General features: G+C 67.8%; 26 protein-coding genes and 2 pseudogenes. 9 read left to right on the top strand and 19 right to left on the bottom strand.

What is annotated here, in order from left to right:
* Positions 1 to 9: 9 nt before the first annotated feature.
* Genes G6N13_RS10740 through G6N13_RS10750 form a run of 3 tightly spaced genes read right to left on the bottom strand, consistent with a single transcriptional unit; the run spans position 10 to position 2359 of the window.
* A complete protein-coding gene (locus G6N13_RS10740; protein ID WP_163701983.1) occupies positions 10 to 825 on the bottom strand; it encodes an exodeoxyribonuclease III in 816 nt (271 codons plus the stop codon).
* 18 nt (positions 826 to 843) lie between these two features.
* Entirely contained in the window at positions 844 to 1761 is a 918-nt protein-coding gene (locus G6N13_RS10745) for an N-acetylglutamate synthase, CG3035 family (RefSeq protein WP_163696891.1), read from the bottom strand.
* Positions 1762 to 1765: 4 nt separating this feature from the next.
* Positions 1766 to 2359, bottom strand: coding sequence for a peptide deformylase (locus G6N13_RS10750; RefSeq protein WP_163696893.1), 594 nt, complete (start codon positions 2357 to 2359; stop codon positions 1766 to 1768).
* A gap of 126 nt (positions 2360 to 2485) precedes the next feature.
* On the opposite strand from G6N13_RS10750, the gene G6N13_RS10755 reads away from it, so the two are divergent.
* The 6 genes from G6N13_RS10755 to G6N13_RS10780 are packed head-to-tail and all read left to right on the top strand — an operon-like array spanning position 2486 to position 6190.
* Positions 2486 to 2794, top strand: coding sequence for a nucleoid-associated protein NapA (locus G6N13_RS10755; protein WP_094480893.1), 309 nt, complete (start codon positions 2486 to 2488; stop codon positions 2792 to 2794).
* Positions 2795 to 2834: 40 nt separating this feature from the next.
* On the top strand, positions 2835 to 3296 hold the full coding sequence (locus G6N13_RS10760) for a LytR C-terminal domain-containing protein (protein WP_163696895.1): 462 nt from the start codon (positions 2835 to 2837) through the stop codon (positions 3294 to 3296).
* Positions 3297 to 3306: 10 nt separating this feature from the next.
* A complete protein-coding gene (gene sodC / locus G6N13_RS10765) occupies positions 3307 to 4047 on the top strand; it encodes a superoxide dismutase[Cu-Zn] (protein ID WP_163696897.1) in 741 nt (246 codons plus the stop codon).
* The gene (locus tag G6N13_RS10770; RefSeq protein WP_235678061.1) at positions 4004 to 5173 is read left to right on the top strand and encodes a glutamate--cysteine ligase; all 1170 of its coding nucleotides are present in this window, start codon (positions 4004 to 4006) and stop codon (positions 5171 to 5173) included. The genes sodC and G6N13_RS10770 overlap by 44 nt, the downstream gene beginning before the upstream one ends.
* A 34-nt stretch (positions 5174 to 5207) precedes the next feature.
* Positions 5208 to 5543, top strand: coding sequence for a hypothetical protein (locus tag G6N13_RS10775; protein WP_163696901.1), 336 nt, complete (start codon positions 5208 to 5210; stop codon positions 5541 to 5543).
* 2 nt (positions 5544 to 5545) lie between these two features.
* Positions 5546 to 6190 carry an LON peptidase substrate-binding domain-containing protein gene (locus tag G6N13_RS10780; RefSeq protein ID WP_163696902.1) on the top strand — a complete coding sequence of 215 codons (645 nt, stop codon included), beginning with the start codon at positions 5546 to 5548 and terminating at the stop codon, positions 6188 to 6190.
* A gap of 135 nt (positions 6191 to 6325) precedes the next feature.
* Here the strand turns inward: G6N13_RS10780 and G6N13_RS10785 are convergent, their stop codons facing one another.
* Genes G6N13_RS10785 through G6N13_RS10815 form a run of 7 tightly spaced genes read right to left on the bottom strand, consistent with a single transcriptional unit; the run spans position 6326 to position 12687 of the window.
* Positions 6326 to 6517, bottom strand: coding sequence for a hypothetical protein (locus G6N13_RS10785; protein WP_163694284.1), 192 nt, complete (start codon positions 6515 to 6517; stop codon positions 6326 to 6328).
* Positions 6514 to 6861: a monovalent cation/H(+) antiporter subunit G gene (mnhG, locus tag G6N13_RS10790; RefSeq protein ID WP_163696904.1), complete on the bottom strand. Its 348-nt coding sequence runs from the start codon at positions 6859 to 6861 to the stop codon at positions 6514 to 6516. The genes G6N13_RS10785 and mnhG overlap by 4 nt, the downstream gene beginning before the upstream one ends.
* Positions 6858 to 7148, bottom strand: coding sequence for a monovalent cation/H+ antiporter complex subunit F (locus G6N13_RS10795; RefSeq protein WP_163696914.1), 291 nt, complete (start codon positions 7146 to 7148; stop codon positions 6858 to 6860). Before G6N13_RS10795 ends, mnhG begins: the two co-directional genes overlap by 4 nt.
* Before the next feature lie 31 nt (positions 7149 to 7179).
* Positions 7180 to 7719: a Na+/H+ antiporter subunit E gene (locus G6N13_RS10800; RefSeq protein WP_163696916.1), complete on the bottom strand. Its 540-nt coding sequence runs from the start codon at positions 7717 to 7719 to the stop codon at positions 7180 to 7182.
* Positions 7716 to 9329: a Na+/H+ antiporter subunit D gene (locus tag G6N13_RS10805; RefSeq protein WP_163696918.1), complete on the bottom strand. Its 1614-nt coding sequence runs from the start codon at positions 9327 to 9329 to the stop codon at positions 7716 to 7718. Before G6N13_RS10805 ends, G6N13_RS10800 begins: the two co-directional genes overlap by 4 nt.
* Complete coding sequence (locus tag G6N13_RS10810; protein ID WP_163696920.1) at positions 9326 to 9796, bottom strand: Na(+)/H(+) antiporter subunit C; 471 nt, start codon at positions 9794 to 9796, stop codon at positions 9326 to 9328. The genes G6N13_RS10805 and G6N13_RS10810 overlap by 4 nt, the downstream gene beginning before the upstream one ends.
* Complete coding sequence (locus tag G6N13_RS10815) at positions 9793 to 12687, bottom strand: Na+/H+ antiporter subunit A (protein ID WP_163696922.1); 2895 nt, start codon at positions 12685 to 12687, stop codon at positions 9793 to 9795. The genes G6N13_RS10810 and G6N13_RS10815 overlap by 4 nt, the downstream gene beginning before the upstream one ends.
* 323 nt (positions 12688 to 13010) lie before the next feature.
* Between G6N13_RS10815 and G6N13_RS10820 the strand changes: the two genes are divergently transcribed.
* Entirely contained in the window at positions 13011 to 13601 is a 591-nt protein-coding gene (locus G6N13_RS10820) for a TetR/AcrR family transcriptional regulator (RefSeq protein WP_163696923.1), read from the top strand.
* A 113-nt stretch (positions 13602 to 13714) separates the two neighbouring features.
* On the opposite strand, the gene G6N13_RS10825 is transcribed toward G6N13_RS10820, so the two are convergent.
* The 5 genes and pseudogenes from G6N13_RS10825 to G6N13_RS10845 all read right to left on the bottom strand — a co-directional run.
* Entirely contained in the window at positions 13715 to 15892 is a 2178-nt protein-coding gene (locus tag G6N13_RS10825) for an AAA family ATPase (protein ID WP_163696925.1), read from the bottom strand.
* 1 nt (position 15893) lies between these two features.
* Entirely contained in the window at positions 15894 to 16712 is an 819-nt protein-coding gene (locus G6N13_RS10830; RefSeq protein ID WP_163701985.1) for a CDP-alcohol phosphatidyltransferase family protein, read from the bottom strand.
* Positions 16713 to 16735: 23 nt separating this feature from the next.
* Entirely contained in the window at positions 16736 to 17431 is a 696-nt protein-coding gene (locus tag G6N13_RS10835) for a phosphatidylserine decarboxylase (protein WP_163696927.1), read from the bottom strand.
* Positions 17432 to 17456: 25 nt separating this feature from the next.
* Positions 17457 to 18650 carry a molybdopterin molybdotransferase MoeA gene (gene moeA / locus G6N13_RS10840; protein WP_163696929.1) on the bottom strand — a complete coding sequence of 398 codons (1194 nt, stop codon included), beginning with the start codon at positions 18648 to 18650 and terminating at the stop codon, positions 17457 to 17459.
* A gap of 104 nt (positions 18651 to 18754) precedes the next feature.
* Positions 18755 to 19066: pseudogene (locus tag G6N13_RS10845) on the bottom strand (short-chain dehydrogenase); the annotation flags it as partial.
* A gap of 58 nt (positions 19067 to 19124) precedes the next feature.
* Between G6N13_RS10845 and G6N13_RS10850 the strand changes: the two are divergent.
* Complete coding sequence (locus G6N13_RS10850; RefSeq protein ID WP_163696934.1) at positions 19125 to 19931, top strand: HAD-IIA family hydrolase; 807 nt, start codon at positions 19125 to 19127, stop codon at positions 19929 to 19931.
* A 34-nt stretch (positions 19932 to 19965) separates the two neighbouring features.
* On the opposite strand, the pseudogene G6N13_RS25875 reads toward G6N13_RS10850, so the two are convergent.
* From G6N13_RS25875 to G6N13_RS10870, 4 genes and pseudogenes are all read right to left on the bottom strand, one after another.
* Positions 19966 to 20175 (bottom strand): annotated as a pseudogene (locus tag G6N13_RS25875) (amidohydrolase); the annotation flags it as partial.
* Between the two features lie 28 nt (positions 20176 to 20203).
* Positions 20204 to 21904, bottom strand: a complete 1701-nt coding sequence (locus tag G6N13_RS10860) for a DEAD/DEAH box helicase (RefSeq protein ID WP_163696938.1) — start codon at positions 21902 to 21904, stop codon at positions 20204 to 20206.
* Positions 21905 to 21948: 44 nt separating this feature from the next.
* On the bottom strand, positions 21949 to 22281 hold the full coding sequence (locus tag G6N13_RS10865; RefSeq protein WP_163696939.1) for a cupin domain-containing protein: 333 nt from the start codon (positions 22279 to 22281) through the stop codon (positions 21949 to 21951).
* A 17-nt stretch (positions 22282 to 22298) separates the two neighbouring features.
* Complete coding sequence (locus G6N13_RS10870) at positions 22299 to 23195, bottom strand: SDR family NAD(P)-dependent oxidoreductase (RefSeq protein WP_163696941.1); 897 nt, start codon at positions 23193 to 23195, stop codon at positions 22299 to 22301.
* Between the two features lie 101 nt (positions 23196 to 23296).
* Here G6N13_RS10870 and G6N13_RS10875 point away from each other — a divergent pair, with 101 nt between their 5' ends.
* Entirely contained in the window at positions 23297 to 23854 is a 558-nt protein-coding gene (locus G6N13_RS10875) for a TetR/AcrR family transcriptional regulator (RefSeq protein ID WP_163696943.1), read from the top strand.
* Positions 23855 to 23986 lie beyond the last annotated feature (132 nt).

Here is a 23986-nt window from a genome sequence, read left to right on the forward strand (position 1 = left end):
TCTGTGCGCTCAGCGGCTCAGATCGACCAGCACCGGTGCGTGGTCGCTGGGTGCGGGGTCGCCCTTCTTGCCCGGGCGGCGTTCGTCCTTGACGATCTCGGCGTGTGTCACCCGGGCCGCCAAACTCGGTGAGCCGAGGATAAAGTCGATGCGCATACCGCGGCGCTTCTGGAAGGCCAGCTGGGTGTAGTCCCAATACGTGTACACCCCGGGGCCGGGCGTGTACGGGCGCACCACGTCGGTGAACGCGGTGTCGGCGAACGCGTTGAACGCGTTGCGTTCCGCCTCCGACACGTGGGTGGCGCCGTCGAACGCAGCGATGTCCCAGACATCCTCATCGGTGGGTGCGATGTTCCAGTCGCCGACCAGCGCGATCGGCTGCTGCGGATCGTGTTGCAGCCAGGACTCGGCGGTGTCGCGCAGCGCGGCAAGCCATTCCAGCTTGTACTGATAGTGCGGATCGGCCAGGGTGCGACCGTTGGGCACATAGAGACTCCACACCCGCACGCCGGCGCAGGTGGCGGCCAGCGCGCGGGCCTCAGCCTTGGCGTCGGTCCCGTCCTTACTCCACGACGGCTGGCCGTCGAATCCGACCTCGACGTCGTCGAAGCCGACCCGGGAGGCGATCGCGACCCCGTTCCACTGGTTGAACCCGCAGTGCGCCACCTCGTAGCCCGCTTCGAGGAACGGCATGGTGGGGAACTGGTCGTCGGTGCACTTGGTTTCCTGCATGGCCAGCACGTCGACATCACCGCGCTGCAGCCAGTCGACGACGCGGCCCACTCTGGTACGAATCGAATTCACATTCCAGGTCGCGAGGCGCAGGGCGTCGGCAGGCATGGGCTACAGACTACGTGCGGTCAACGACCGGGCATCGACGTAGCGATGGTGATGGTGCAGCCGGAAACCCAGCGAGTGATACAGCAGGATCGCGCCCTCGTTGTCACTCAACACCTGCACATACGCCCGGGTCGCACCCCGTTCGGTACCCCATCCCAGAAGAGCCCCGCACAGCCGGCGGGCGTGCCCTCGCCTGCGGATTCGGGCACCGACATGCACGGCCGAGATCCCCAGCCAGCGGGTGCCGTCCGGTGCGGTCGTCACCGCCGCGCGCCCCACCGCGGCGGTGCCGAGCGAGGCGAACACCACCTCGCCATTGACGACGGCGGTCAGCACTTCGGCCGGAACATCGCGCTCATACCCCGCCAGCCACGCCGCATCGGGACGCGCCAGCAGGGCCACCTCTGGATCCGCTTCGACCCCCGTGAGATCGCCGGTGAGGTCGCCGACCATCACCCGGGTGTGCTTGATGCCCTCGGCTCGAATCGCCAGCAGCCGCTCCGGCAGCGCCAGCCATGGCGGCAATCCCCGCTGCCCGTACCAATCGACGATTCCGGGCAACGCGTCAAGGGTCGCCGAAAAATCCAGTGGCACAGCCGAGTTGGCCCGGCTGGTGTAACCGCCGCCGGCCCGCAGCAGCCAACCGCCCTGCCACTGTTGTTCGGTACCTGGCCAGGCCAGTGTCGCAGCGTGCTCGAGCGCCCGAATTTCGGAGGCCCGCACCGGAACGACGCTGAGCTCCCGCACCGCCACGACATCGGCGGGGTTGACCTCGACCAGGCCGTCTGATTTGGTGCGCACCACGATCACCGGTTCGACGGCCTGCAGGTCGCCGATCACGTCGGTCAGCGGCGGCGTCGAGCTCGCGGGTAAGCGGTAGCGCAGGCTCACCCGGCTGCCGACCGGCGGCAAGCTCGTCATCGGCTCAATGGCCGAACGGGTCGGGACCCTCACCGGGCAGCCACGACAGGCCGGGCACCCCCCAGCCGTTGGACTTGATCGTGCGCTTGGCCGCACGGGCGTGCCGGCCGATCAGGTGGTCGACATAGAGAAACCCGTCGAGGTGACCGGTTTCGTGTTGCAGCATTCGGGCGAACAGGTCGTGGCCCTCCAAGGTGACGGGGCTGCCGTCGGCATCCAGACCGGTCACCCGCGCCCACTTCGCCCGGCCGCGCGGAAACGACTCACCGGGGACCGATAGGCAGCCCTCGTCATCGTTGTCCAGATCGGGCATCGTCTCGGGGATCTCCGAGGTCTCCAGGACCGGGTTGATCACCACACCCCGGTGGCGGGTGGTCTTGCCGCGTTCGTCGGCGCAGTCGTAGACGAACAGCCGCTTTCCGACTCCGATTTGGTTGGCCGCCAGCCCGACTCCGTTGGCCGCGTCCATCGTGTCGTACATATCTTCGATCAGATCCGCGAGATCGTCGGGCAGTGAACCATCGGCTCCAACCGGCACCGGTTGTGTCGGAGTGTGCAGAACGGGATCGCCCAGGATCACAATTGGTCTCACTGCCATGATCGGCAAGCTTAAGTCAGCCGACGCGCGGGGTTGGCTGCCGTCCCAACCCGCTCAACCGTGATTGAATGAGCGCCGAGCATAGGGACGTGTTGTCAGGGTCTTCGAAAGGGTCAGCAGATCGATATGGACGGCGCCATGGCACGGGCCGAGCGGTCTAATGACGACGCTGACCTTCCCGATGGGTTGACTCGCCGCGAATACGACGTCCTGGCCTTCGAGCGCCAGTGGTGGAAGTATGCCGGCGCCAAAGAAGAGGCCATCAAAGAGCTGTTCAGCATGTCGGCGACGCGCTATTACCAGGTGTTGAACACTCTGGTTGACCGCCCCGAGGCGCTTGCGGCTGATCCGATGCTGGTCAAGCGCCTGCGACGGTTGCGGGCGAGCCGGCAGAAGGCGCGCGCGGCGCGTCGGCTCGGCTTCGAGGTTCCCTGATTTTTCAGGTTGAAGGCCGCTGCTGGTTACAGTGGGCGCGATGAACGACCGCGTACCTGACTCCTCCGGCTTGCCACTGCGGGCCATGGTGATGGTGCTGCTGTTCCTCGGCGTGATCTTACTGCTGGTCGGTTTCCAGGCCATGGGCTCGGGTAGCGACACCGGCAGCGATGACACGTCGGTGCGCACCGTCACCACCACGACCTCGAAGACGTCGGCTGCACCGGCGCCCAAGGCCGACGTGCGGGTGTTCAACGTCGGCGAAGGTGAAGGCGCCGCCAGTCGAGTTGGTGACCGGCTGCGTGAGGCCGGCTGGAACGTCACCGAGACCAGCAACCTCCAGATGCCCGCGCCGCCCGCGACGACGGTGTACTACGGCACGACCGACGGGGAGCAGGCCGCCGCCGAGGCGGTCGCCAAAGTGCTGAACGCACCGGTGGCCGCGAGAACTCCAGAAATTGCCGAGCAACCACCGGGCGTGATCGTTCTGGTGACCGGATAGGCTTCGGCACATGGTCAAGCCCGTGAGCCCCGTGAGAACTGCTGCCGCCGTCTTGTTCGTCACTCCAGTCGTGTTGCTGAGCGCGTGCAGCCCCAACGAGCCGATCGCATCGCAGCCCGGCACCACGCCGGCGATCTGGACCGGGTCCCCCGCCCCGGCCGCCGCGGGCGAAGAACCGCACGGGTCGCCCGAGGCGGGGCACGGCGCACCGCAGGCATCCGCCGGCCACGGCGATACCTTGTCCGCGCAGCTGAAGACCGCCGACGGTACGCAGGTTGCCGCGGCCACCTTCGACTTCGAGAATGGCTTCGCCACCGTCACCGTGCAGACCACTGGGGCCGGCAAGCTGACGCCGGGCTTCCACGGCCTGCACCTACACTCGGTCGCCAAGTGCGAAGCCAACTCCGTGGCCCCGGCCGGCGGCGCGCCCGGCGACTTCCTCTCCGCCGGCGGTCACTTCCAGGCCAGCGGGCACACCGGACATCCGGCCAGCGGCGACCTGGCCTCGCTGCAGGTACGCGAGGACGGCACCGCAATGCTGGTGACCACGACCAGTGCGTTCACCAAGGATGACCTGCTGGCCGGCAAGGGCACTGCGATCATCATCCACGCGGATGCCGATAACTTCGCCAATATCCCGCCGGAGCGCTACCAGCAGACCAATGGTGGCGCCCCGGGTCCGGACGAAACCACCATGGCCACCGGTGATGCCGGGAAGCGGGTGGCGTGCGGTGTCATCGGCACCGGTTAAGCCCGCGGGCAAACCCGGCCGCATCGACTTCGCCGGATCACCTCGCCCGACGCTCGGCGTCGAGTGGGAGTTCGCTCTGATCGACGCGCAGACGCGGGACCTGAGCAACGAGGCGTCCGCGGTGATCGCCGATGTCGGCGAGAGTCCGCACGTGCATAAGGAGTTGCTGCGCAACACCATTGAGGTCGTCACCGGTATCTGCGACACCGTCGACGAGGCGATGGCTGACCTCCGGACGACGCTGCGGGGCGCGCGTGAGATCGTGCACGAACGCGGCATGGAGTTGTTCTGCGCGGGCACCCACCCGTTCGCCTCCTGGTCGGCCCAGCAGCTCACGGACGGGCGGCGCTATGCCGAGTTGATTAAGCGCACCCAGTGGTGGGGCAGGCAGATGCTCATCTGGGGCGTTCATGTTCACGTCGGAGTGTCCTCAGCGCACAAGGTGATGCCGATCATCTCGTCACTGCTCAACCAATATCCGCATCTGCTGGCACTGTCAGCGTCCTCGCCGTTCTGGGCCGGCGACGACACCGGGTACGCCAGTAACCGGTCGATGATGTTCCAGCAGCTGCCGACCGCGGGGCTGCCGTTCCAGTTCGAGACGTGGCGGCAGTTCGAGAGGTTCGTGCACGATCAGAAGAAGACCGGCATCATCGATCACATCAACGAAATCCGTTGGGACATCAGGCCGTCACCGCATCTGGGCACCATTGAGGTCCGAATTTTCGACGGGGTGTCCAACCTGCGGGAGCTTTCGGCGCTGGTGGCGCTGACACATTGCCTGGTGGTGGATCTGGATCGTCGGCTCGACGCCGGTGAGCAGCTGCCGGTGATGCCGCCCTGGCATGTGCAGGAGAACAAGTGGCGCGCGTCGCGCTACGGCCTGGACGCGATCATCATCCTCGATGCCGACAGTAACGAGCGGCTGGTCACCGAGGATCTCGACGACTTGCTGACCCGGTTGCAGCCGGTGGCCGAATCACTAGACTGCGCAGACCAATTGGCACTCGTTGCTGATATCCCAAAGCGCGGTGCCTCTTATCAGCGCCAGCACAACGTGGCCGAGGAACACGACGGGGATCTGCGTGCGGTGGTTGACTCGTTGGTCGGGGAGCTGGATATCTAAGCCGAGGCACTGGCTTCGGGGATAGGAGGCGCCCATGAGGATTCGCCGATTGGGACTCGCGGCGTTGGCGGCCGTGGTGGTCATGACCGGTGGTGGCTGCGCCAAGGCGATCACGGGCAATCCGGTGGCGACACCGGGCGAGGCCGGCAAGGGGATGGTGCCCGCCGATCTACTGACCACGACCTGCCGTGAATATCTGACGATGGACACCGTGACGCGCCGCGAGGTGATTGCTGCCATCGGCAAGAGCGGCAATCAGCTGGTCGCGATGAACCCGCAACTGTGGGCGGGCGTGGCCGCCGCGTTGTGCGGATTCGTCGACCCCAGTGCGCCGGTGAAGGACGTGGTGATGGGACAGGGTTCCCGGTAGTCATGGCCGGCCAACCGATGTTCCCGCTGCAGTCGGCGCTGCTGCCGGGGGAGTCGTTGCCACTGCGGATCTTTGAACCGCGGTACTCGCAACTGGTGGCTGACTGCCTGGCGATGACCGACCCGACGTTCGGTGTCGTCCTGATCACCCAGGGCCGGGAGGTCGGTGGCGGGGACGCGCGCAGTGATGTCGGCGCGCTGGCCCGCATCACCGAGTATGCCGACCACGGGATGGGCCAGTACGAGCTGAAAGCTGTTGTTGGTGAACGTATCCGCGTGCTCGAATGGCTGAGCGACGAACCGTATCCACGGGCCGTCGTCGAACCCTGGCCCGACGAACCCGGACCGGCGGTGACGCCGGAGCGGATCGGCGTTGTCATCGACAAGATCTTGGTGCTGTTCGAGCGCATCTTGGCAACGCGCGGTGGCCGTTTACGCTTTGATGCCTTGGCCGTCGAGCCGGAGATCGCCGATAATCCGTCGCTGCACATCTACGCACTCGCCGCCCGCGTGCCGATGGGGCAGGCCGACCGCTACGCGGTGCTGGCCGCGCCGACGCTGTCCGGGCGGGTCGATGCGCTGACCGACGCCATCGAAACCGTTACGGCCATGGTCGAATTCCAGATCGCGAACGGCGACGACGAGTAGGGATTTCCACGTCGAGTCTGCAGTGAGCGTGCGTTTTCCCGATGTGAGGTAGCACTCGCCGCAGGATCGACGCCGTCAGCGCAGGCCCGTTGGGCTGCGGCGATGTCACCGGATCGTGGCCTCAACGCTGGGTGTTCAGCTGCTCATGCGAGCCAGTCCGGTCCGAGTGGGGCTCAGAGCGGTGCGAGCCTCCAGGTACCACAGCCGCGTGACGTCGGGCAGTTCCGGACCGCCTGCCTCGGCGGCCGCACGGCGCGCCTGCGCCATCCGTTCCTGACGGCGAGCCAGCCCTTCGGCGGAGTAGAACACCTCATCGGTTCGGCTCACGGATTGGGCTTCGCTCTCGCGGTATCGTCGCGCATCTCATCGACGGTCAGATCGTCGCGGATGTTCTGCTCACGGTAGGCCAGCTGTCCCACCCGGTGCGCCACCACCGGCGCGGTGATAAGGGTGAACATCGCCGTCAGCACGAGCATGCCGGCATCGATGGTGCCGGACAGCCGGATCGTCGCACCGGCGAGCACCAACAACAGTCCCAAGACCTGTGGTTTGGTCGCGGCGTGCATGCGCGTCAGCGTGTCGGGAAACCGCAGCACGCCGACGGCCGCGGTTAACGCAAACGCCGAACCGCCGAGCACCAGGACACCGGCCGCCAGATCGAGTGCGGTCATACGTCGGTCTCCTGTCCGGTCGATTTGCCGGCGAGGTCGGGCACGCGGAACCGGGCCACACTGACCGAGCCGACGAAGCTGATCAACGACAGCGCGGCCAGGCTGTAGGTGACGGTGGTGTCCAGGCTGAACGCTGCCCAGGTGCCGACACCGCACATCGTCACCGCCACCAGTGTGTCGACGGCGACCAGCCGGTCCAGCGTGCTGGGGCCCATCAGCAACCGGATCATCGTCACCGCGGCCGCGGCCACCAGCATCACGCCGGAGAGAACCCACACCACTGTCATGCGCGATCCGCCGTCACTCCTCGCTGAACCTTCACGAGACCTCCTCGGATTCGCTTGCCGCGGGCCGCCATTCGGAGTCGCGTTCGAACGCGGCGATCATCATCCGTTCCAGCTCGGCGACCTGCCGGTAGAACCGACCGACCGCGCGCTCGTTTCCGACGTCAACAACGTGGACATAGACCAGTCGCCGGGCCTGGTCGATTTCGAGGACGATCGTGCCCGGGGTGAGGTTCATGATGTTGACCGCCAGCGCTAGCACCAGATCGGATTTCAACGCCAGATGTCCGCGCAACACCGCCGACAGCGGCGGGCGTCCCGGCCGGATCGCCAGCCAGGCCACCTGCACCGAGGACTGCGCCAGCCACCACGCCACCCGCAGCACCAACCACAGCAGCGACAGCGGATGCAACCGGCCCTGGACGGGGACCGACGGCAGCGGCAGCAGCAGCGTGATCGCCAGCGCCACAACCACACCGGACAGCACATTGGCCACCGACACCGTGCCCCACAGCAGCAGCCACACCAGCGTCAACCACACCAGCGTCCAGATCCGTAGGGTCCACGTCCTCATCGCGGACTCATCTCCGGGTTCCCCAACACTGCGGTGATGTATTGGTTGCGGTCCAGTACCTCGCTGGCGGCCCGGTCGGTGTAGCCGAAGATCGGCCCGGCGGCCACCGTCAGCGCCACCCCGACGGCGATCAAAGCCATTGTCGGAGCGACCATTCCGATCGGCATCCGGCCGACGTCATCGCGGTCGTCGAAGGCGACATCGGCCGAGTAGTCGTCGAGCAGCACTGATGGCGCGGAGTCCGCCAGCTCACCCTCGGGTGCATCGACCCGGGACCGCCAAAATGCCTTGGTCCACACCCGCGCCACCACGTAGAGCGTCAGCAGGCTGGTCACCACCGAACCGGCGACCAGCAGCCAGGCCAGCACCGAGCCATTGGCGGTACCGGCTTCCAGCAAGGCCACTTTCCCGATGAAGCCCGAGAAGGGCGGGATACCGCCGAGATTCAACGCCGGAACCAGGAAGACGAAGGCCAGCAGCGGGCTGGCTGCGGCCAGCCCGCCCAGCCGCCGCAGCGTGGACGCACCGGCCTGGCGCTCGATCAGCCCGACGACCAGGAACAAGGTGGTCTGCACGATGATGTGGTGGGCGACGTAGTAGATCGCCCCGGACATGCCCAGCCGGCTGGCCAGCGCGACGCCGAACACCATGTAGCCGATATGGCTGACGAGGGTGAACGACAGCAGCCGCTTGATGTCGTTCTGGGCGATCGCGCCGAGGATGCCGACGAGCATCGTCAGCAGTGCAGCCACCAGCAGCACGTTGTCCAGCCCGCCGGCCGGGAACAACAGCGCATGCGCCCGGATGATCGCGTACACACCGACTTTGGTCAGCAGGCCGGCGAACACCGCGGTCACCGGCGCCGGCGCCGTCGGATAGGAATCCGGCAGCCAGGCCGACAGCGGGAAGACCGCGGCCTTGATGCCGAACGCCACCAGCAGAACGGCGAAGATCGCGCTCCGCGTGCCGCCGCTGATGTCCTGCAGCAGCAGTGACAGCTCGGCCATGTTCAGGGTCCCGGTGGCGGCGTAGATCAGGGCCAGGCCGATCAGGAAGATCAGCGACGACACCATCGACACCATCACGTAGGAGATGCCGGCACGCACCCGTTCCTTACTGGCCCCGATGGTCAACAGCACGAAGCTCGCCGTAAGCAGCACCTCGAACCCGACGTACAGGTTGAACAGGTCACCGGCCAGGAACGCCGTGCACACACCGGCTGAGAGCACCAGGTAGGTGGGCAGGAAGATCGACACCGGCTGATGCTCGTCGCCGTCGCGGATGCCCTGCCCGATCGCGTAGAACACCACCGCCAGCAGCACGATCGCCGACACCACCAGCATCAGTGCCGAGAGCCGGTCGGCCACCAGCGTGATGCCCAGCGGTCCGAGGCCCGCGTCGGTCGGACCCCAGCCGCCGACTTGCAGCGCCTGGGTGCCGTCGCGGTCGGCGAGGTAGAGCAGCACCGCACACACCGCCACCACGGCGGTCAGCGCCACCAGCGCGATCAGCCGTTGCAGCCGCGGCCGGCGCCCGGCGATCAACGTCAGCGCCGCCGACACCAACGGGATCAGCACCGGTAGCGGCATCAGCACGCCCGCGAGGGTCATCGTGACCCCTCATGCCCGGGCAGCGCGTCCAATTCGTCGGGCTCGTCGGTGTCGCGGTCCGGGATGTGCTGCGGGGCGTCTTCGTCGATGAAGGACGCCTCGTCGTCGGCGAACTTCGACACCCGGGCGTCCTCGGGGTCGGTATCCACTTCCTCCTGGGTGGTCAACCGGAACGAGCGATAGGTGAGCGCGAGCACGAATGCCGCGATCCCCATCGCGATGACGATCGCGGTCAGGATCATGCCCTGGGCCAGCGGGTCCGCTGTCGTGGTTTCCGCGCCGCTGGTTCGCCCGCGGATAGGCGGGTTCCCGCTTTCGCCGCCGACGGTCAGGATCAGCAGGTTGATGGCGTTGCCGACCAGGAGCAGACCCAGCAGCATCCGAGTCAGGTTGCGCGAAAGTAACAGGTAGACACCACAACTGGTGAGTGCGCCGATGATGACGAGGGGAACTAGGTAGACGGTCATGACACTCTGGTCCTGATCTTCGGGCGCGTGGCGGCGAGCTCCTCGTCGATGCGAGCGCCGAGGCTGCGCAACACGTCGAGTACAAGACCCACGACGATTAGGTACACCCCGAGGTCGAAGAACAGCGCGGTCACGAACTTCACCGTGCCCAGCAGCGGCACGTGCAGGGTGATCACGGCCGAGGACAGCGCGGGCGCACCCAACAGCATCGAGCCGACGGCGGTTCCGGCTGACAGTGCCAGCCCGGCGCCAAGGATCTTGCCGGCGTCCAGCGGCAGCGTCTCGCCGAGTTCGTAGCGCCCACCCGCCAGGTACCGCAGCACCAGCGCCAGGCCGGCGGTCAACCCGCCGGCGAACCCGCCGCCGGGGGTGTTGTGCCCGGTGAAGAAGAAGTACACCGACAGCACCATGATCAGCGGGAAGATCAGCCGGGTGGCGACCTCGAGCACCAGGGAGCGATTGCGCGGGTCGCCCAGTTCGCTGCCCCGCAGCCAGGTGGTGTCGCCGACGGCCGGGCTGTAGACCGCGGAGGGCAGCAGTCCGATAGCGGGGTGGCCGGCGTCGGACACCCGCGGTGCCGCGCCGAACCGGCGGTTGCGGAACACCAGCGACGCGACGCCGGTGGCGGCCGCGACTAGGACCGAGATCTCGCCGAGGGTGTCCCAGGCTCGGATGTCGACCAGCAGCACGTTGACGGTGTTGGCACCGTGGCCGCGGTAATAGGCGGCATCCGGCAGCAGATCGGCGATCGGGGTGCCGGCGCGGGCGGCCATCGCGAACACCGCCAGCGTGGTGACGGTGGCGCCGACGGCCAGCGCCAGCGCGACGCGGGGCAGCCGGTGCCGTTTGGCTTCCTCGGCCTCGGCGGGCAGGGTGCGCAACACCAGCACGAAGATGACCAGCGTCAGCGTCTCGACCAGGAACTGCGTCAACGCCAGGTCGGGGGCACCGTGGAAGGCGAAGATCGCCCCGCAGCCGTAGCCGGTGATACCGACCAGCAGCACCGCGGCCAGCCGGTTGCGCAGGATGGTGGCAGCGACCGCCGCGGCCACGATGAGCACGCCGACCACCGGCTGGACCAGCGAATCCCACAGCCGGAACTGCGGCTGGTCCCGGGCTCCGAACGTCAGCACCGCCACCGGGAACAACACCAGCGTCGCCAGGATCACCGATTGGGTGACCGGAATGGATCCTCGCTGCGTGACCGCGGTGAGCCGGACCGACGCGACGTCGGCACCGCGGATGACCGCGTCGTAGATCCGGTCGGCATTACCCAGTGGCAGCCAGGAGCCCAGCCCCACGCGACGCAGGCGTTCGCGGCTGAAGAAGGCCGCGATGCCGACCGTCAGTACGAGTGCCGAGAGAATCAGCGCCAGATTGACACCGTGCCACAGCGCCAGCGTGTAGTGGCCATCGTCGGCACCCGCGGCGGGCATCGCGCCGGCGTAACCGTCGAGCGCGGTGTCAAGGTAGCTGGGCACCACACCGAAGAACAGTCCGGCCGCGGCCAGCACCGCCGGCGGCGCCAGGAACGCGGCCGGCGGTCGGTGCAGGTTGGCCACCAGGGTCGTCGGGCTCTGAGAACCCTTGCGCGCGAACGCACCCCACAGGAAACGTAACGCATAGATGGTGGTGAAGACCGAACCGATCACCACGCCGGCGAGCACCACCGGGGCCCAGGCGCCCAGCGATTCGCTATGGGCGATTGACTCGAAGTCGGCCTCCTTAGCCACGAAACCCAGGAACGGCGGCAGCGCGGCCATGCTGGCGGTGGCCCCGGCGGCGATGATGAACAACCCGGGCATGCGATGGCCCAGCCACGCCAGTCGGCGGATGTCGCGGGTGCCGGTGGAATGATCGATGACGCCGACGACCATGAACAGCGTCGCCTTGAACAGCGCGTGCGCGCACAAGATGGCCAGCCCGGCCAGCATCATGTCCTGCCCGCCGCCGCCCACCATCACGGTGATGAAGCCGAGCTGGCTGACCGTGCCGAACGCGAGTATCAGCTTGAGGTCGTATTCGCGGACCGCGCGCCAGCCGGCCAACAGCATGGTCACCACACCCAAGGTGATGACCGTGGGTCGCCAGCCCGGTGAGTCGGCGAAGCCGGGGGCCAGCCGTGCGATCAGATAGACGCCGGCCTTCACCATGGCGGCCGCGTGCAGGTAGGCGCTGACCGGGGTCGGGGCGGCCATAGCGCCGGGCAGCCAGAAATGGAACGGCACGATCGCCGATTTGGAGAGCGCGCCGATGATCACCAGGACGACAGCGACGGCCGCCGCCGTGCCATGCGGAGGGTTGGCGACCAGTTCGGAGAGCAGGTAGGTACCTGCGGTGTGGCCGAGGATGACGATGCCGACCAGCATCGCCAGCCCGCCCGCGGTGGTCACCAATAGGGCCTGCATCGCGGCCCGACGGCTGGTGGCTCGCTCGGCGTAATGCCCGACGAGCAGGAACGACAGTACCGTCGTCAGCTCCCAGAACGTGTAGAGCAGCAGCATGTTGTCGCTGATGACGAGGCCGAACATGGCACCGGAGAACGCCACGAGTTCAGCGGCGAAACTCGGCAGCCGGTTCTCGATGTGGCCGTCGCGGTGGTGGAAATACTCCGTGCAGTAGAACAGCACCAGTGCGCCGATACCCAGCACCAGCACGCTCATGATCGCGGTCAAGGTGTCGAAGCGCAGCGTGATGTTCATCGACAGCTCGGGCACCCACGGGATGTCAACTTCGGCGGGTTGGCTGCCGTGCGGCCAATTGAGTGCTACCCAGATCAGCGACGCCGCCGGGACAAGCGCCAGCGGATAGAAGGCCAGCCGTCCCCATCGGTGCACGAGCGCCGGCGCCACGGCGGCGGCGATCGCATGCGCGATCAAGATGACGAGCACGGCACTCCGATCTGGGGCGGTCGGTCGGGGTGTCAGCCTAAGGTTTTCGGCTATGTCCTTGTCCCAGTCTACGGGGTTGACCGCCTCGCAGATTTTCCGGTTAGTCCGCCGTAGTGCTCAGACTACGGTCACTGGATATGAAATAGCCTGAGCGGCAATATGTTTCAGTATTGCCCGTACGGCACTTCGGTGTCCGCCGGATCCGATGACCAGGGCGCGGTAGATCGTGCCCTTGACGCCGGGAAAGGCCGCCCAGCGGGGACGGTTGTGGCACGCTCATCGATATAGGATAAGGGTTCTATATAGGAGGACTGTACTAGTTCATGGCGCCACCGCGGAAGCACGAAACCGACGCGATCCTGGATGCGGCCCGCAGGCTGGTGCTGACCGAAGGACCACGGGCGGCCGGCGTCGCGGCAATAGCCAAGGCCAGCGGTGCGCCGGTGGGCACGCTGTATCACCGATTCGGCAATCGCGACGGTGTGATGACGGCGGTCTGGCTGCGTGCGCTCCAGCGCTTCCAGGCCCGCGCGATGGCCGCGTCTGGTTCAGATCCGGTGGAGGTCGCCGTCCAGATGGCCGTGGCAGCGGTCGGCTTCGCAACGGACTTCACCGAGGATGCCCGCCTGCTGGTGACCATGCGGCCCGGTGATCTGCGCGACGCCGAACCCGACCCGGAGTTCAGTGCGATGGTGGCGGCCATGAACGCGCCGCTCGTCGACCGGGTGGCTGAGCTGGCACTCCAGTTGTACGGGCGCGGCGACGACCGCAGCATCGACGCCGTCACCAGGGCGGTGGTCGACTTGCCCTGCGCGGTGGTGCGGCGCCACGCGCGCGATGATGCGATGCCACCGTGGGTGGAGGCCGATCTCGCGGAGTCCGTCCGGGCCTTGTTGACGGCCCCTGCCGGGTGAGCTCGGCCTAGCGCTGCAGATAGGTCACCGTTTGGACGGCATTGACGGCCGGGTTCGACGTGCCGAAGTAGATCGGCACGATGTCGACCGGAGTCTGATTGTGGACGCCCGGCTCACCGGTTTGCGGCAAAAGCGCGCAGCGACTCCACCTGAGCCGGATCCAGCGACGGCCGCACCGCCTCGCGGGCCTTGGCCACATCGTCAGCGGTGACATCGGCCGCGTCGATCGAGCGGCGCATCGCGGTCAATGCGGCCTCGCGCAGCAGCGCCACACAGTCGGCTGCGCTGTACCCGTCCAGATCCCCGGCCAGTGCGTCGAGATCGACTTCAGGCGACAATGGCACCGATTTACCTGCCGTGCGCAGGATTTCGCGCCGTGCGTCGGAGTCCGGCGGTTCGACGAACACCAGCTTCTCCAGCCGTCCCGGGCGCAGCAGCGCCGGGTCGATCAGGTCCGGGCGGTTGGTGGCACCGAGCACCACCACTTCGCGCAGCGGCTCGATACCGTCGAGTTCGGTCAGCAACGCCGCGACCACCCGGTCCGTGACCCCGGAGTCGAAGCTCTGTCCGCGCCGCGGCACCAGCGCGTCGATCTCATCGAGGAACACCAGCGAGGGCGCAGAATCCCTTGCCCGGCGGAACAATTCACGAACAGCCTTCTCCGAGGAGCCGACCCACTTGTCCATCAGCTCGGCGCCCTTGACCGCGTGCACCGACAGCCGTCCCGAACTGGCCAATGCGCGGACCACGAACGTCTTACCGCAACCTGGCGGGCCGTAAAGCAACACCCCCCGTGGTGGCTCGACGCCGAGCCGGGCGAAGGTGTCCGGATGCTGCAGCGGCCACAGCACCGCCTCGGTCAGCGCCTGCTTGACCTCGATCATGTCGCCGACGTCATCGAGGGTGACCGAACCGACCGACACTTCTTCGGTCGCCGAACGCGACAGTGGGCGGATGACCGTCAACGCACCGGTGAAATCCTCCTGGGTCAGCGCCGGCGGCTTGCCATTCTCGCTCGCGCGGGCGGCCGCCCGCAGCGCCGCTTCCCGGACCAGGGCAGCCAGATCGGCCCGCACGAATCCTGGTGTGCGCTCGCCGATTTCGTTGAGGGTGAGATCTTCGGCAGGGACATCGCGCAGCAGCACCTCCAGCAGCGCCTTGCGGGTCGCACCGTCGGGCAGGCTCAGGCCGAGCTCGCGGTCGCAGAGATTCGGTGCACGCAGCCGCGGATCCACCGCATCGGGCTGCTGGGAGGTGGCCACCAGTGCCACCCCGGGTGCGGCGACGGCCTTACGTAGCTCGGTCAGGATCAGTGCCGACACGGGTTCAGTCGCGGCAGGCAGTAGCGCGTCGATATCGGTGATCAGCAGCACGCCACCGCCGCCGATAACCGTGTCGACGGTGTCCGCCACAGCGCGCTGCCGATCCTGTGCCGCCAGCGCGCCGGTGTCGGGGCCGTCGAGCTCGACCAGCCGCCGTCCGGCGCATACCGCCCGCACCAGCATGGCTTTGCCAACCCCGGCCGGACCGGTGACCAGCACACCGAGATTCGGTGTGGCACCGAGCTTTTCCAGCAGTTCAGGCTGGTCGAGGGCTAGCTTGAGCCATTCGGTGAGCCGGCCGGCCTGCACGTGCTGACCCTTAAGGTCGTCGACCGACACCGCCGGCGCTTGCGGCCACACCATCGGCGCGCTGACGGCGGCGGCCGGGGCCGTGGCTGGAGAACCCGATACGCCGTCGCCCCAGGTGACCGACGAATTCGGTTGTACGCTCACCGGTCCGGCCGGATCGGTGCCGGTGACCGTCAGCAATTCCGACGTCCAGGTGATGCCGACCGAGGACGTCAGCGCGGAGCTGGCCGGGGTGGTCGACGTACCAGGGCCCAGATCGCGCGGCAGCAGCGACACCGTGTCACCGACCGTGAGTACCTTGCCCAGCAGCGCCTGCCGCAGCGTCGCCGACGACACCGATTGGGTGGTCAGGGTGGAGCCGCGCAGGGTGACCGAGCGTGCGCCGTGCACGGTGACCGGCGCGATCAGCACCGTGGTGTCCTCGCGCAGGCCGGCGTTGGACAACGTCACATCGTCGAGCAGCGCGGTGCCGGCCGGGGTATCGGCCGGTGCGATCCCGGCAACGGCGGCGGTGGTACGAGAACCCGTGAGAGACACTGCATCCCACTCCCGAATGCCGAGGGCGGCGATGGCCTCGGGATGCAGGCGCACCACGCCGCGACGGGAATCCAGCGCCGAGGTGTTCAGCCGTGCGGTCAGCGCGAGGGCCGTCGGCGCCATATCAGCGACCGGGCTTGCGCAGGCCGAGGCGCGTCACCGAACGGCGGTTCGGCTGGCCGCGGCGGTCCGCCCGTCGCGCCGCACGCCGCTGTTTGGGTTCGTCGTTCCATGCCTCCGGCCGGGCGGCGACCCACCGCTGGCTGCGGATCGTGAACGGGATGATGCACACGTAGCCCGCGATGATCAGCAGCACCAGGATGTACGGGAACAGCAGCAGCGCTGCCGCAGCGGCGGCGATCAGGATCAGCAGGATCGGGGCGGCGTTTGCCGGCATCTTCACCGACTTGAGTGCCAGCGTCGGCACCCGGCTGATCAACAGGGTGGCATTCGCGGCGAACCAGAAGCAGACGAACCACGGTGAGGTCCACCAGCCGTGACCGAACTGCAGCATCGCCGCGAGCAGGCCGACCACCCCGACCGCCCCGCACGGTGCCGGCATGCCGGTGAAGTACTGCCGCGTGTAGGCCGGCCGAGTGTCATCGTCGAGCAGTGCGTTGAACCGGGCCAGTCGCAACACGATGCACACGGCGTAGAGCAGCGCAAAGATCCAGCCGACCGGTGAGGTCGGCAGCAACGTCACGTAGATGACCAACGCGGGCGCGACACCGAAGTTCACCGCGTCGGCAAGCGAGTCGATCTCGGCGCCCATGCGGGACTGTGCGTCCAGGGCGCGGGCGATGCCGCCGTCGATACCGTCGAGCACTGCGGCGGCCCCGATCAACGCCAGAGCGATGTGGGGGCGCCCGTCCAGCGCGAACTTGATCGAGGTCAGCCCCGCGCAGATCGCCAGTACCGTCGTCGCGCTGGGCAGGATGCGCATGGCGGCCGGGCGCCCGGGTTTGATCACGGAAGTTGCGCCAACACCGTCTCGCCGGCCACCGCGCGCTGGCCGGGGGACACCAACAACGTGCTGCCTACCGGCAGATAGGTGTCCAGTCGGGAACCGAACCGGATCAGGCCGTAGGTGTCGCCGATCGCCACTGTGTCGCCGGGGTGGACCTCACACACGATGCGCCGGGCTACCAGGCCCGCGATCTGTACGGCCACCACCTCGGCACCCTCGGGGGTGCGGATGACGATGCTGTTGCGTTCGTTGTCGGCGCTGGCGGCGGGCAGATCGGCCGAGAGGAACTTGCCGGGCCGGTAGTGCACCGCGGTCACCTCGCCGGCGACCGGGGCGCGCTGAACGTGGGCGTCGAACACCGACAGGAAGATGCTGATCCGTGGCAGCGGCTCGGCCGGCAGACCGAGCTCGGCGGGCGGCACCGCGGTCTCGACCAGGCAGACCTGCCCATCGGCCGGTGAGACCACCACGCCGGGGCGGGTCGGCGGCACGCGGTGCGGGTGGCGGAAGAACGCGGCGTTGGCGCCTGCGGCCGCCAGACCTGCGGTACGGACCCAACGACGGCGGCGGCCCAGCGCGGCGACCGCCAGGCTGGCACCGACGAACGGTAGGCCCGCCGGGTGCATCGGAGGCACGGTGGAGCGAACGAGATCGAGCAGATGTGTTGCTTCGGACGTGCGGGGGCGTCTGGCCATCGGCGACGATTCTACGGGCAGCGGCCTACGACAGGTCCCATAGCTGCACCTGCTCGCCCGCGGACATTTCAGTGACGTCCTCAGCGATCTCCAGCAGGCAGTTCGCCGAGGCCAGCCAGCGCAGATGATGGGAGGCCGGCGGCCCGTAGGTGGTCACGGTGCCCGCCCCCGCGTCATACACCCCGCGTCGGAACTGGCGCTTGCCCTTCGGCGAGGTCAGGCTGTCGGCGAGCACCGCGGTGCGCCGCGGCCGGTGCGGGTGCGGCAGCCCCATCGCGGTGCGCAGGGCCGGGCGGACGAACACCTCGAAGGACACCAGCGCGCTCACCGGGTTGCCGGGCAGCGTGATGATCGGGCAGCCGTTGATACGTCCGGCACCCTGCGGCATCCCCGGCTGCATGGCGACCTTGACGAACTCCACAGCACCCCCAGCAAAGGCGTCCTTAACCACCTCGTAGGCGCCGGCGCTGACCCCGCCGGTCGTGATGATCAGATCGGCTCGGCCGGCGAAGCCCTCGAGCACGGAACTGAACTGGGTGACGTCATCACTGGACGTCGGGGTCGCGACCACCTCGCCGCCGGCCTCGCGGACCGCGGCGGCCAGCATGATGGCGTTGGATTCGTAGATCTGGCCCGGCTGAAGTTCGGTGCCTGCCGACACCAGCTCGGTACCCGTCGACATCACCAGCACGCGCTGGCGTGGTCGCACCGTCAGCGAACCCAGACCGAGTGCGGCGGCCAGCCCCAGAGCGGCCGGGGTGACCACATGTCCGGTCTGCAGCACCGTCGTCCCCGCGGTCACGTCCTCACCGGCGTGGCGGATGTGTTGGCCGGCCTTGGGTGCCGAGCGGATCTCGACGACGTCGACTCGTGCGTCGGTAGCCTCGACCGGCACCACCGCCGTCGCACCCACCGGTAGTGGCGCACCGGTCATGATCCGGTGCGCGGTGCCCACCGCCAACGTCAGTGTATCGATGCGTCCGGCCGGAATATCTTCGGCGACAGGCAATTTCACCGGTGTGGTGTCGGCGCCCGCGACGTCTTCGGCGTGCACCGCGTAACCGTCCATCGCCGAGTTGTCGAACACCGGCAGCGACAGCGGGGCCGTCACGTCCGCGGCCAGAGCCAGCCCCGCGGCATCGGCCAGCCCGACCGTCTGCGCCGCACGCGCGGAGATCAGGTCGGCGACGACCCGCTGGTGTTCCTCGACGGTGCGCATCAGACTCCGAAGCTCACGCCGGTCAGCTCCTCCGAGACCGTCCACAACCGCTGCCGAACCTCGCGGTCGTGGGATTGCGAACTGGACTGCACGAGCGTGGGATTGCCGCGCTGCTCGCCGAAACCGTCCTTGGTGGTCTCCTTCGGTGTCCACATGACGCCGGCGTTGTTGATCAGCGGATCGATCCGCGGGTGCGCCATACGCGGCGCGTCGGCCGCGGCGCGCACCGAATCCAGTGACGTCAGGTCGAGTTGCGTGACGCTGATGTCGGCACCCGGGGTGGCGGCCAGGATCTGGTCGCGGGCCGCGAGGACCGCCGCGGTCTCGTAGCCGATACCGGAGTTGGCACCGGTGATGACGGCGACGCGCCCGTCCTGTGCTGGGACGTTGCCCGCAGTCCAATTGCCGCCGCTCATGGCACGACGATACGTCGGCCCAAGTTGCATCCAACCGGTGGCCGTTTACTGTCGCGGTATGGCAATCGGTGGGGTCCTGTTCGACATCGATGGCGTGTTGGTGACCTCATGGAGGCCGATCCCCGGCGCGGCGGATGCGCTCGCGGTGCTCGCCGGCCATCAGGTCGCGTGTTCGTATCTGACGAACACCACGACGCGCACCCGTCAGCAGATTGCCGCGGCACTGTCGGAGGCCGGGATCGAGGTGCGGCCCGACGAGGTGATCACGGCAGCGGCGCTGACCGCCGACTACGTGCGGGCCAACTATCCCGACGCGCGCTGCTTCCTGGTCAACAACGGCGATATCACCGCTGACATGACGGGGATCGACATCGTCGACTCCCGCGATGACAGCGGTGCCGATGCGCCGGACGTTATCCTGCTCGGCGGGGCCGGTCCGGAATACAGCCACCGCACACTGAGCCGGGTCTACGAGTGGATGGCTCAGGGTGTGCCGGTGGTGGCGATGCATCGCAGCACCGCATGGACCACCACCGCGGGCCTGCGCATCGACACCGGGATGTATCTGCTCGGCATGGAGGAGACCTCCGGGCGCAAGGCCACCGCGGTCGGCAAGCCGGCGCCGGCGGGCTTCCTGGCGTCGGCCGCGCGTCTCGGTGTCGACCCCGACGAGATGTACATGGTCGGTGACGACCTCAACAACGATGTGCTGGCCGCCCAGGTAGTCGGGATGACCGGTGTGCTGGTGCGCACCGGAAAATTCCGCCAGGACACGTTGGATCGTTGGGCCACAGACGAATTCGCGATGCAACCGAACCATGTCATCGATTCGGTTGCCGGATTGCCACAGTTGCTGGGGTTCTAGCGATGAGTTTCGGGGGACGACGGCAGCCGCGAACTCAGGGCTTAAGGCTCGGCTCGAGCACCGGCGCGAACTCCGGGGCATGATTCGTGGGCGGCAGCTCGCCCCGGCTGAGCGCCTCGTTGAACACGTCCTGGGTGACGCCGCCCCAGAACCAGAACACCGTTGGCACACCGAGAAAATCGCCGAAGACGCCGACATCCTCGCTGGCCGACAGCGGAGGCAGCGGGAGTAGCCGCTCGGCGCCGCTGGCCAGCTCCTCACCGGGCTTGGGCTCAGGTATCGCGCTGCGACAACTTGCGTACCGCTTCGATGCGGGCCTTGAGCTGATCGCTGGTGGCCGCCGCGACGGGTGGACCGCCGCAGACCCTGCGCAGCTCGTTATGAATCTGCCCGTGGGTCTTGCCGGTGCGATGGTGTGCCAGCGATACCAGGGTGTTGAGTTCGCTTCGCAGGTCCCGCAATTGACCGTGGGTGGTCAGCCGCGGCACTTCACCACTGGCGGTACGCTTCTCGATCTGCTCTTCTTGCCTGCGCCGCAACAGATCTCGCATCGACGCGGCGTCAAGTAGGCCCGGGATGCCGAGGTAGTCGGCCTCCTCGTCGCTGCCCGCGGGCGTCGCTGTCCCGAACGACGACCCGTCGAAGATCACCTGGTCGAGCTCGGCGTCGGCGCCGAGGTACTCGATCTTGTTCTCGCCCGCGTCGGGTTCGTCGCGGTTCTGCTTGGCCAGCTCGGCCTCGAGCGGATCGTCGTCGAGGTTCTCCCGGTGCGGCTTGCCGAGGATGTGGTTGCGCTGGGCTTCCATCTCGCTGGCCAGCAGCAGCAGGCTGGGCACTGAGGGCAGGAAGATGCAGGCGGTCTCGCCCGGCCGCCGCGAGCGGACGAACCGGCCGATCGCCTGGGCGAAGAACAACGGTGTCGATGCGCTGGTGGCATAGACGCCGACGGCCAGCCGCGGCACATCGACACCTTCGGACACCATGCGCACGGCCACCATCCAGCGCGAGGTGCTCGCCGCGAACTGCGAGATGCGCTCCGAGGCCCCCTTGTCATCGGACAGCACGACGGTCGGCGCCTCGCAGGTGATCTTGAGCAGCAGATCCGCGTAGGCGCGGGCAGCGGTCTGGTCGGAGGCGATGATCATGCCGCCGGCGTCGGGCACGTGTTCGCGCAGCCCGCGCAACCGGATATCGGCCGCGGCAATCACTGCGGGCATCCATTCGCCGGCGGGGTTGAGCGCGGTCTTCCACGCCCGTGCGGTTTGCTCGGCGGTGAGCGGCTCGCCCAGGCGGGCCGCGTGCTCTTCGCCGGCGCTGTCGCGCCAACGGGCTTCGCCGGAGTAGGCCATGAACATCACCGGGCGCACGACGCCGTCGGCGAGGGCGTCGGAATAGCCGTAGCTGTGGTCGGACTGCGAGCGGGCGAGACCGTCGGGACCCGTCTCGTAGGTGACGAACGGGATCGGGCTGTCGTCGCTGCGGAACGGGGTGCCGGTGAGCGCGAGCCGGCGGGTCGCGTCCTCGAAGGCCTCCCGGATGGCGTCGCCCCACGTCTTGGCGTCCCCACCGTGGTGGATCTCGTCGAAGATCACCAGGGTTTTGCGGTTCTCGGTGCGCACCCGGTGCCGGGTCGGGTGGCTGGCGACCTGGGCGTAGGTGACGACGACGCCGTGATACTCCGCAGAGGTCTGCGAGTTCGAGTTGGAGAACCTGGGGTCCAGGGAGATGCCCTGCCGCGCGGCGGCCTGTGCCCACTGAATCTTGAGATGCTCGGTCGGGACGACGATCGTGATGGCTTCGACAGTGCCCTCGGCGAGAAGTTCGGCGACGATCCGCAGAGCGAAGGTTGTCTTACCGGCGCCGGGGGTTGCGACCGCCAGAAAATCGCGCGGCTTGGCGGCCAGGTACTTCACCAACGCCCGTCGCTGCCAGCCCCGTAACGCCTGGGTGCTGGGCGCATCAACTGCCCGCACCCCTGGGACTCCTCTCCGGTCGAGAAGAACCTTAGCGCAACGGATTACGGATACGCATCTTTGTTGTCGGGCGGTTCGGGGAAGAAATTGTCAGTGCGGTCGAAGGACTCACGGCGCTCCTCGTCGGACACGTTGCCGAATCCGTGCAAGCCGCCCGGCGGGACGCAGAGATAATCGCCCTGTCTGCCGGCTTGCGGGCCCAGGTCGACCCGACATAACCCGAACTCGCCACCGGTGGATCGTTCGGTGGCCAGGTAGGTGTACGTGACCCCCCACGACTCGAAGTCGGCCGGGGTGTTCGCCGTGCGTAGGGTCGCGCTGACCGCGCCGGTGCCGTCGTAGCGCGGCGGGGGATAGCGCGGCACATGCAGTGACATTGGCCCCAGCCCGTACCTCAAGCCAGGGGAAACACCACACCCGTCAGCGCTTCGGAGACCGCCCAGAGCCGTTTCTGCGTGGCAAGGTCGTGGGACTTTGCATTGGACGACACAACCTTCGGGTAGCCGCGCATCTGCAGGAAGCCGCCGGGACCGTAGTACTGGCCGCCCGACACGGTTGGGTCGGTGGCGGCGCGTAGTTGCGGCAGCGCTCCCATCTCCGCGTCCTGAACCGTCAGGCCGAATCCGAGCTCGACGATCTTGGGTAAATTGCGGCCCAATTCGGTGGCCGAGCTTCCTGGGTGCGCCGCGGCGGCGATGGTGGTGGACCCGGCCAGCCGTCGTTGCAATTCGTAGGTGAAGAGCAGATTGGCGAGCTTGGCTTGGCCGTAGGCACCGGTGCGGCTATAGCTGCGCTCGGACTGCAGGTCATCGAACCGGATGCCGCCGAAGCGGTGGCCGTTGCTGCTGACGGTCACCACCCGCGAGGCCGGTGTGGCAAGCAGGCGATCGAGCAGTAGGCCGGTGAGCGCGAAGTGGCCGAGGTGGTTGGTGCCGAACTGCAGCTCGAAGCCGTCCCTGGTGGTCTGCTTCGGGGTCATCATGACACCGGCGTTATTGATGAGCAGGTCGATCCGGTCGTGGCCGGCGCGCAGCTGGTCGGCGGCCGCCCGAATCGAGTCCAGTGAGGTGAGGTCGAGCTCCTGCACGGCGACGTCGGTGCCGGGGTAGCGCCGGCCGATGAGATCGGCGGCGGCCTTGCCCTTGTCGAGATTGCGTACGGCGAGCACGACGCGCGCGCCCTTGGCGGCAAGCGCGCGGGCCGTTTCGTACCCGAGCCCGGTGTTGGCCCCGGTGATGACGGCGGTGCGGCCGGTCTGGTCCGGAATGTCGGCGGCAGTCCAGGGGGCCATGTAATGCTCTTCGTTTACGATGGATAAACGGAGCGCACGCCCCGGTTACTCCAACTATACGGAACGTGCGCCCCGCTTTGTCAACGCGGGAGGGGTGTGAGGTGGGTCTGAGCTGCAAGCCGCTGCGGGCCGATGCTGCGCGCAACCGTGCTCGGGTGCTGCAGGTCGCCTATGACGTCTTCGCCGAGCAGGGGCTGGGGGTGCCCATCGACGAGATCGCCCGCCGGGCCGGCGTCGGTGCGGGCACCGTCTACCGTCACTTCCCGACCAAGGAAGCGCTGTTCGAGGCCGTCATCGGCGATCGGGTGCGGATGGTCGTGGCGCGCGGGCGCGAGCTGCTGGCCGCCGACCCGTCCACCGCTGTGTTCGAATTCGTCCGCGAGACGGTGCGCGCGAGTGCGGCCGACCACGGGATGGTCGAGGCGCTGGCGAGTTATGGCATCGACCTCGACGCGGCGGCGCCGGGAGCCGAGGCGGAATTCCTCGGCGTCCTCGGCGAGTTGCTGGTGGCGGCGCAGCGGGCGGGCGCCGCCCGGGCCGATGTCGGCGTCGCCGAACTCAAGGCGCTGCTGGTGGTCTGCAAGAGCGGCCAGGAATACGGCGATGATGTCGCCGATCGGATCACGAATGTCATCGTGGCGGGGTTACGCGCCGGGTGAACGGCTGATTCATCTTCTTGCACTCGCCTATGCCGAGTGCTAAGAATGTGGTTGGCACTCCCGACCGGCGAGTGCTAGGTCGGGACGGTGAGACCGAAGCAGAACACAGCTGCGGTCGTCCGTCGCGGGCAC

Origin of the sequence: Mycolicibacterium sarraceniae, assembly GCF_010731875.1 — a bacterium.
Taxonomy (GTDB): domain Bacteria; phylum Actinomycetota; class Actinomycetes; order Mycobacteriales; family Mycobacteriaceae; genus Mycobacterium; species Mycobacterium sarraceniae.

Bases quoted from the DNA above. Each gene is read 5' to 3' on its own strand.
- G6N13_RS10745 (WP_163696891.1), bottom strand. From the start codon at position 1,761: ATGACGAGCTTGCCGCCGGTCGGCAGCCGGGTGAGCCTGCGCTACCGC.
- G6N13_RS10865 (WP_163696939.1), bottom strand. From the start codon at position 22,281: ATGTCACTGCATGTGCCGCGCTATCCCCCGCCGCGCTACGACGGCACC.
- G6N13_RS10870 (WP_163696941.1), bottom strand. From the start codon at position 23,195: ATGGCCCCCTGGACTGCCGCCGACATTCCGGACCAGACCGGCCGCACC.
- sodC (WP_163696897.1), top strand. From the start codon at position 3,307: ATGGTCAAGCCCGTGAGCCCCGTGAGAACTGCTGCCGCCGTCTTGTTC.
- G6N13_RS10800 (WP_163696916.1), bottom strand. From the start codon at position 7,719: ATGAGGACGTGGACCCTACGGATCTGGACGCTGGTGTGGTTGACGCTG.
- mnhG (WP_163696904.1), bottom strand. From the start codon at position 6,861: ATGACCGCACTCGATCTGGCGGCCGGTGTCCTGGTGCTCGGCGGTTCG.
- G6N13_RS10770 (WP_235678061.1), top strand. From the start codon at position 4,004: ATGCCGGGAAGCGGGTGGCGTGCGGTGTCATCGGCACCGGTTAAGCCC.
- G6N13_RS10850 (WP_163696934.1), top strand. From the start codon at position 19,125: ATGGCAATCGGTGGGGTCCTGTTCGACATCGATGGCGTGTTGGTGACC.
- G6N13_RS10775 (WP_163696901.1), top strand. From the start codon at position 5,208: ATGAGGATTCGCCGATTGGGACTCGCGGCGTTGGCGGCCGTGGTGGTC.
- G6N13_RS10820 (WP_163696923.1), top strand. From the start codon at position 13,011: ATGGCGCCACCGCGGAAGCACGAAACCGACGCGATCCTGGATGCGGCC.
- moeA (WP_163696929.1), bottom strand. From the start codon at position 18,650: ATGCGCACCGTCGAGGAACACCAGCGGGTCGTCGCCGACCTGATCTCC.
- G6N13_RS10760 (WP_163696895.1), top strand. From the start codon at position 2,835: ATGAACGACCGCGTACCTGACTCCTCCGGCTTGCCACTGCGGGCCATG.
- G6N13_RS10810 (WP_163696920.1), bottom strand. From the start codon at position 9,796: ATGACCGTCTACCTAGTTCCCCTCGTCATCATCGGCGCACTCACCAGT.
- G6N13_RS10755 (WP_094480893.1), top strand. From the start codon at position 2,486: ATGGACGGCGCCATGGCACGGGCCGAGCGGTCTAATGACGACGCTGAC.
- G6N13_RS10835 (WP_163696927.1), bottom strand. From the start codon at position 17,431: ATGGCCAGACGCCCCCGCACGTCCGAAGCAACACATCTGCTCGATCTC.
- G6N13_RS10830 (WP_163701985.1), bottom strand. From the start codon at position 16,712: ATGCGCATCCTGCCCAGCGCGACGACGGTACTGGCGATCTGCGCGGGG.
- G6N13_RS10750 (WP_163696893.1), bottom strand. From the start codon at position 2,359: ATGGCAGTGAGACCAATTGTGATCCTGGGCGATCCCGTTCTGCACACT.
- G6N13_RS10805 (WP_163696918.1), bottom strand. From the start codon at position 9,329: ATGACCCTCGCGGGCGTGCTGATGCCGCTACCGGTGCTGATCCCGTTG.
- G6N13_RS10780 (WP_163696902.1), top strand. From the start codon at position 5,546: ATGGCCGGCCAACCGATGTTCCCGCTGCAGTCGGCGCTGCTGCCGGGG.
- G6N13_RS10795 (WP_163696914.1), bottom strand. From the start codon at position 7,148: ATGACAGTGGTGTGGGTTCTCTCCGGCGTGATGCTGGTGGCCGCGGCC.
- G6N13_RS10825 (WP_163696925.1), bottom strand. From the start codon at position 15,892: ATGGCGCCGACGGCCCTCGCGCTGACCGCACGGCTGAACACCTCGGCG.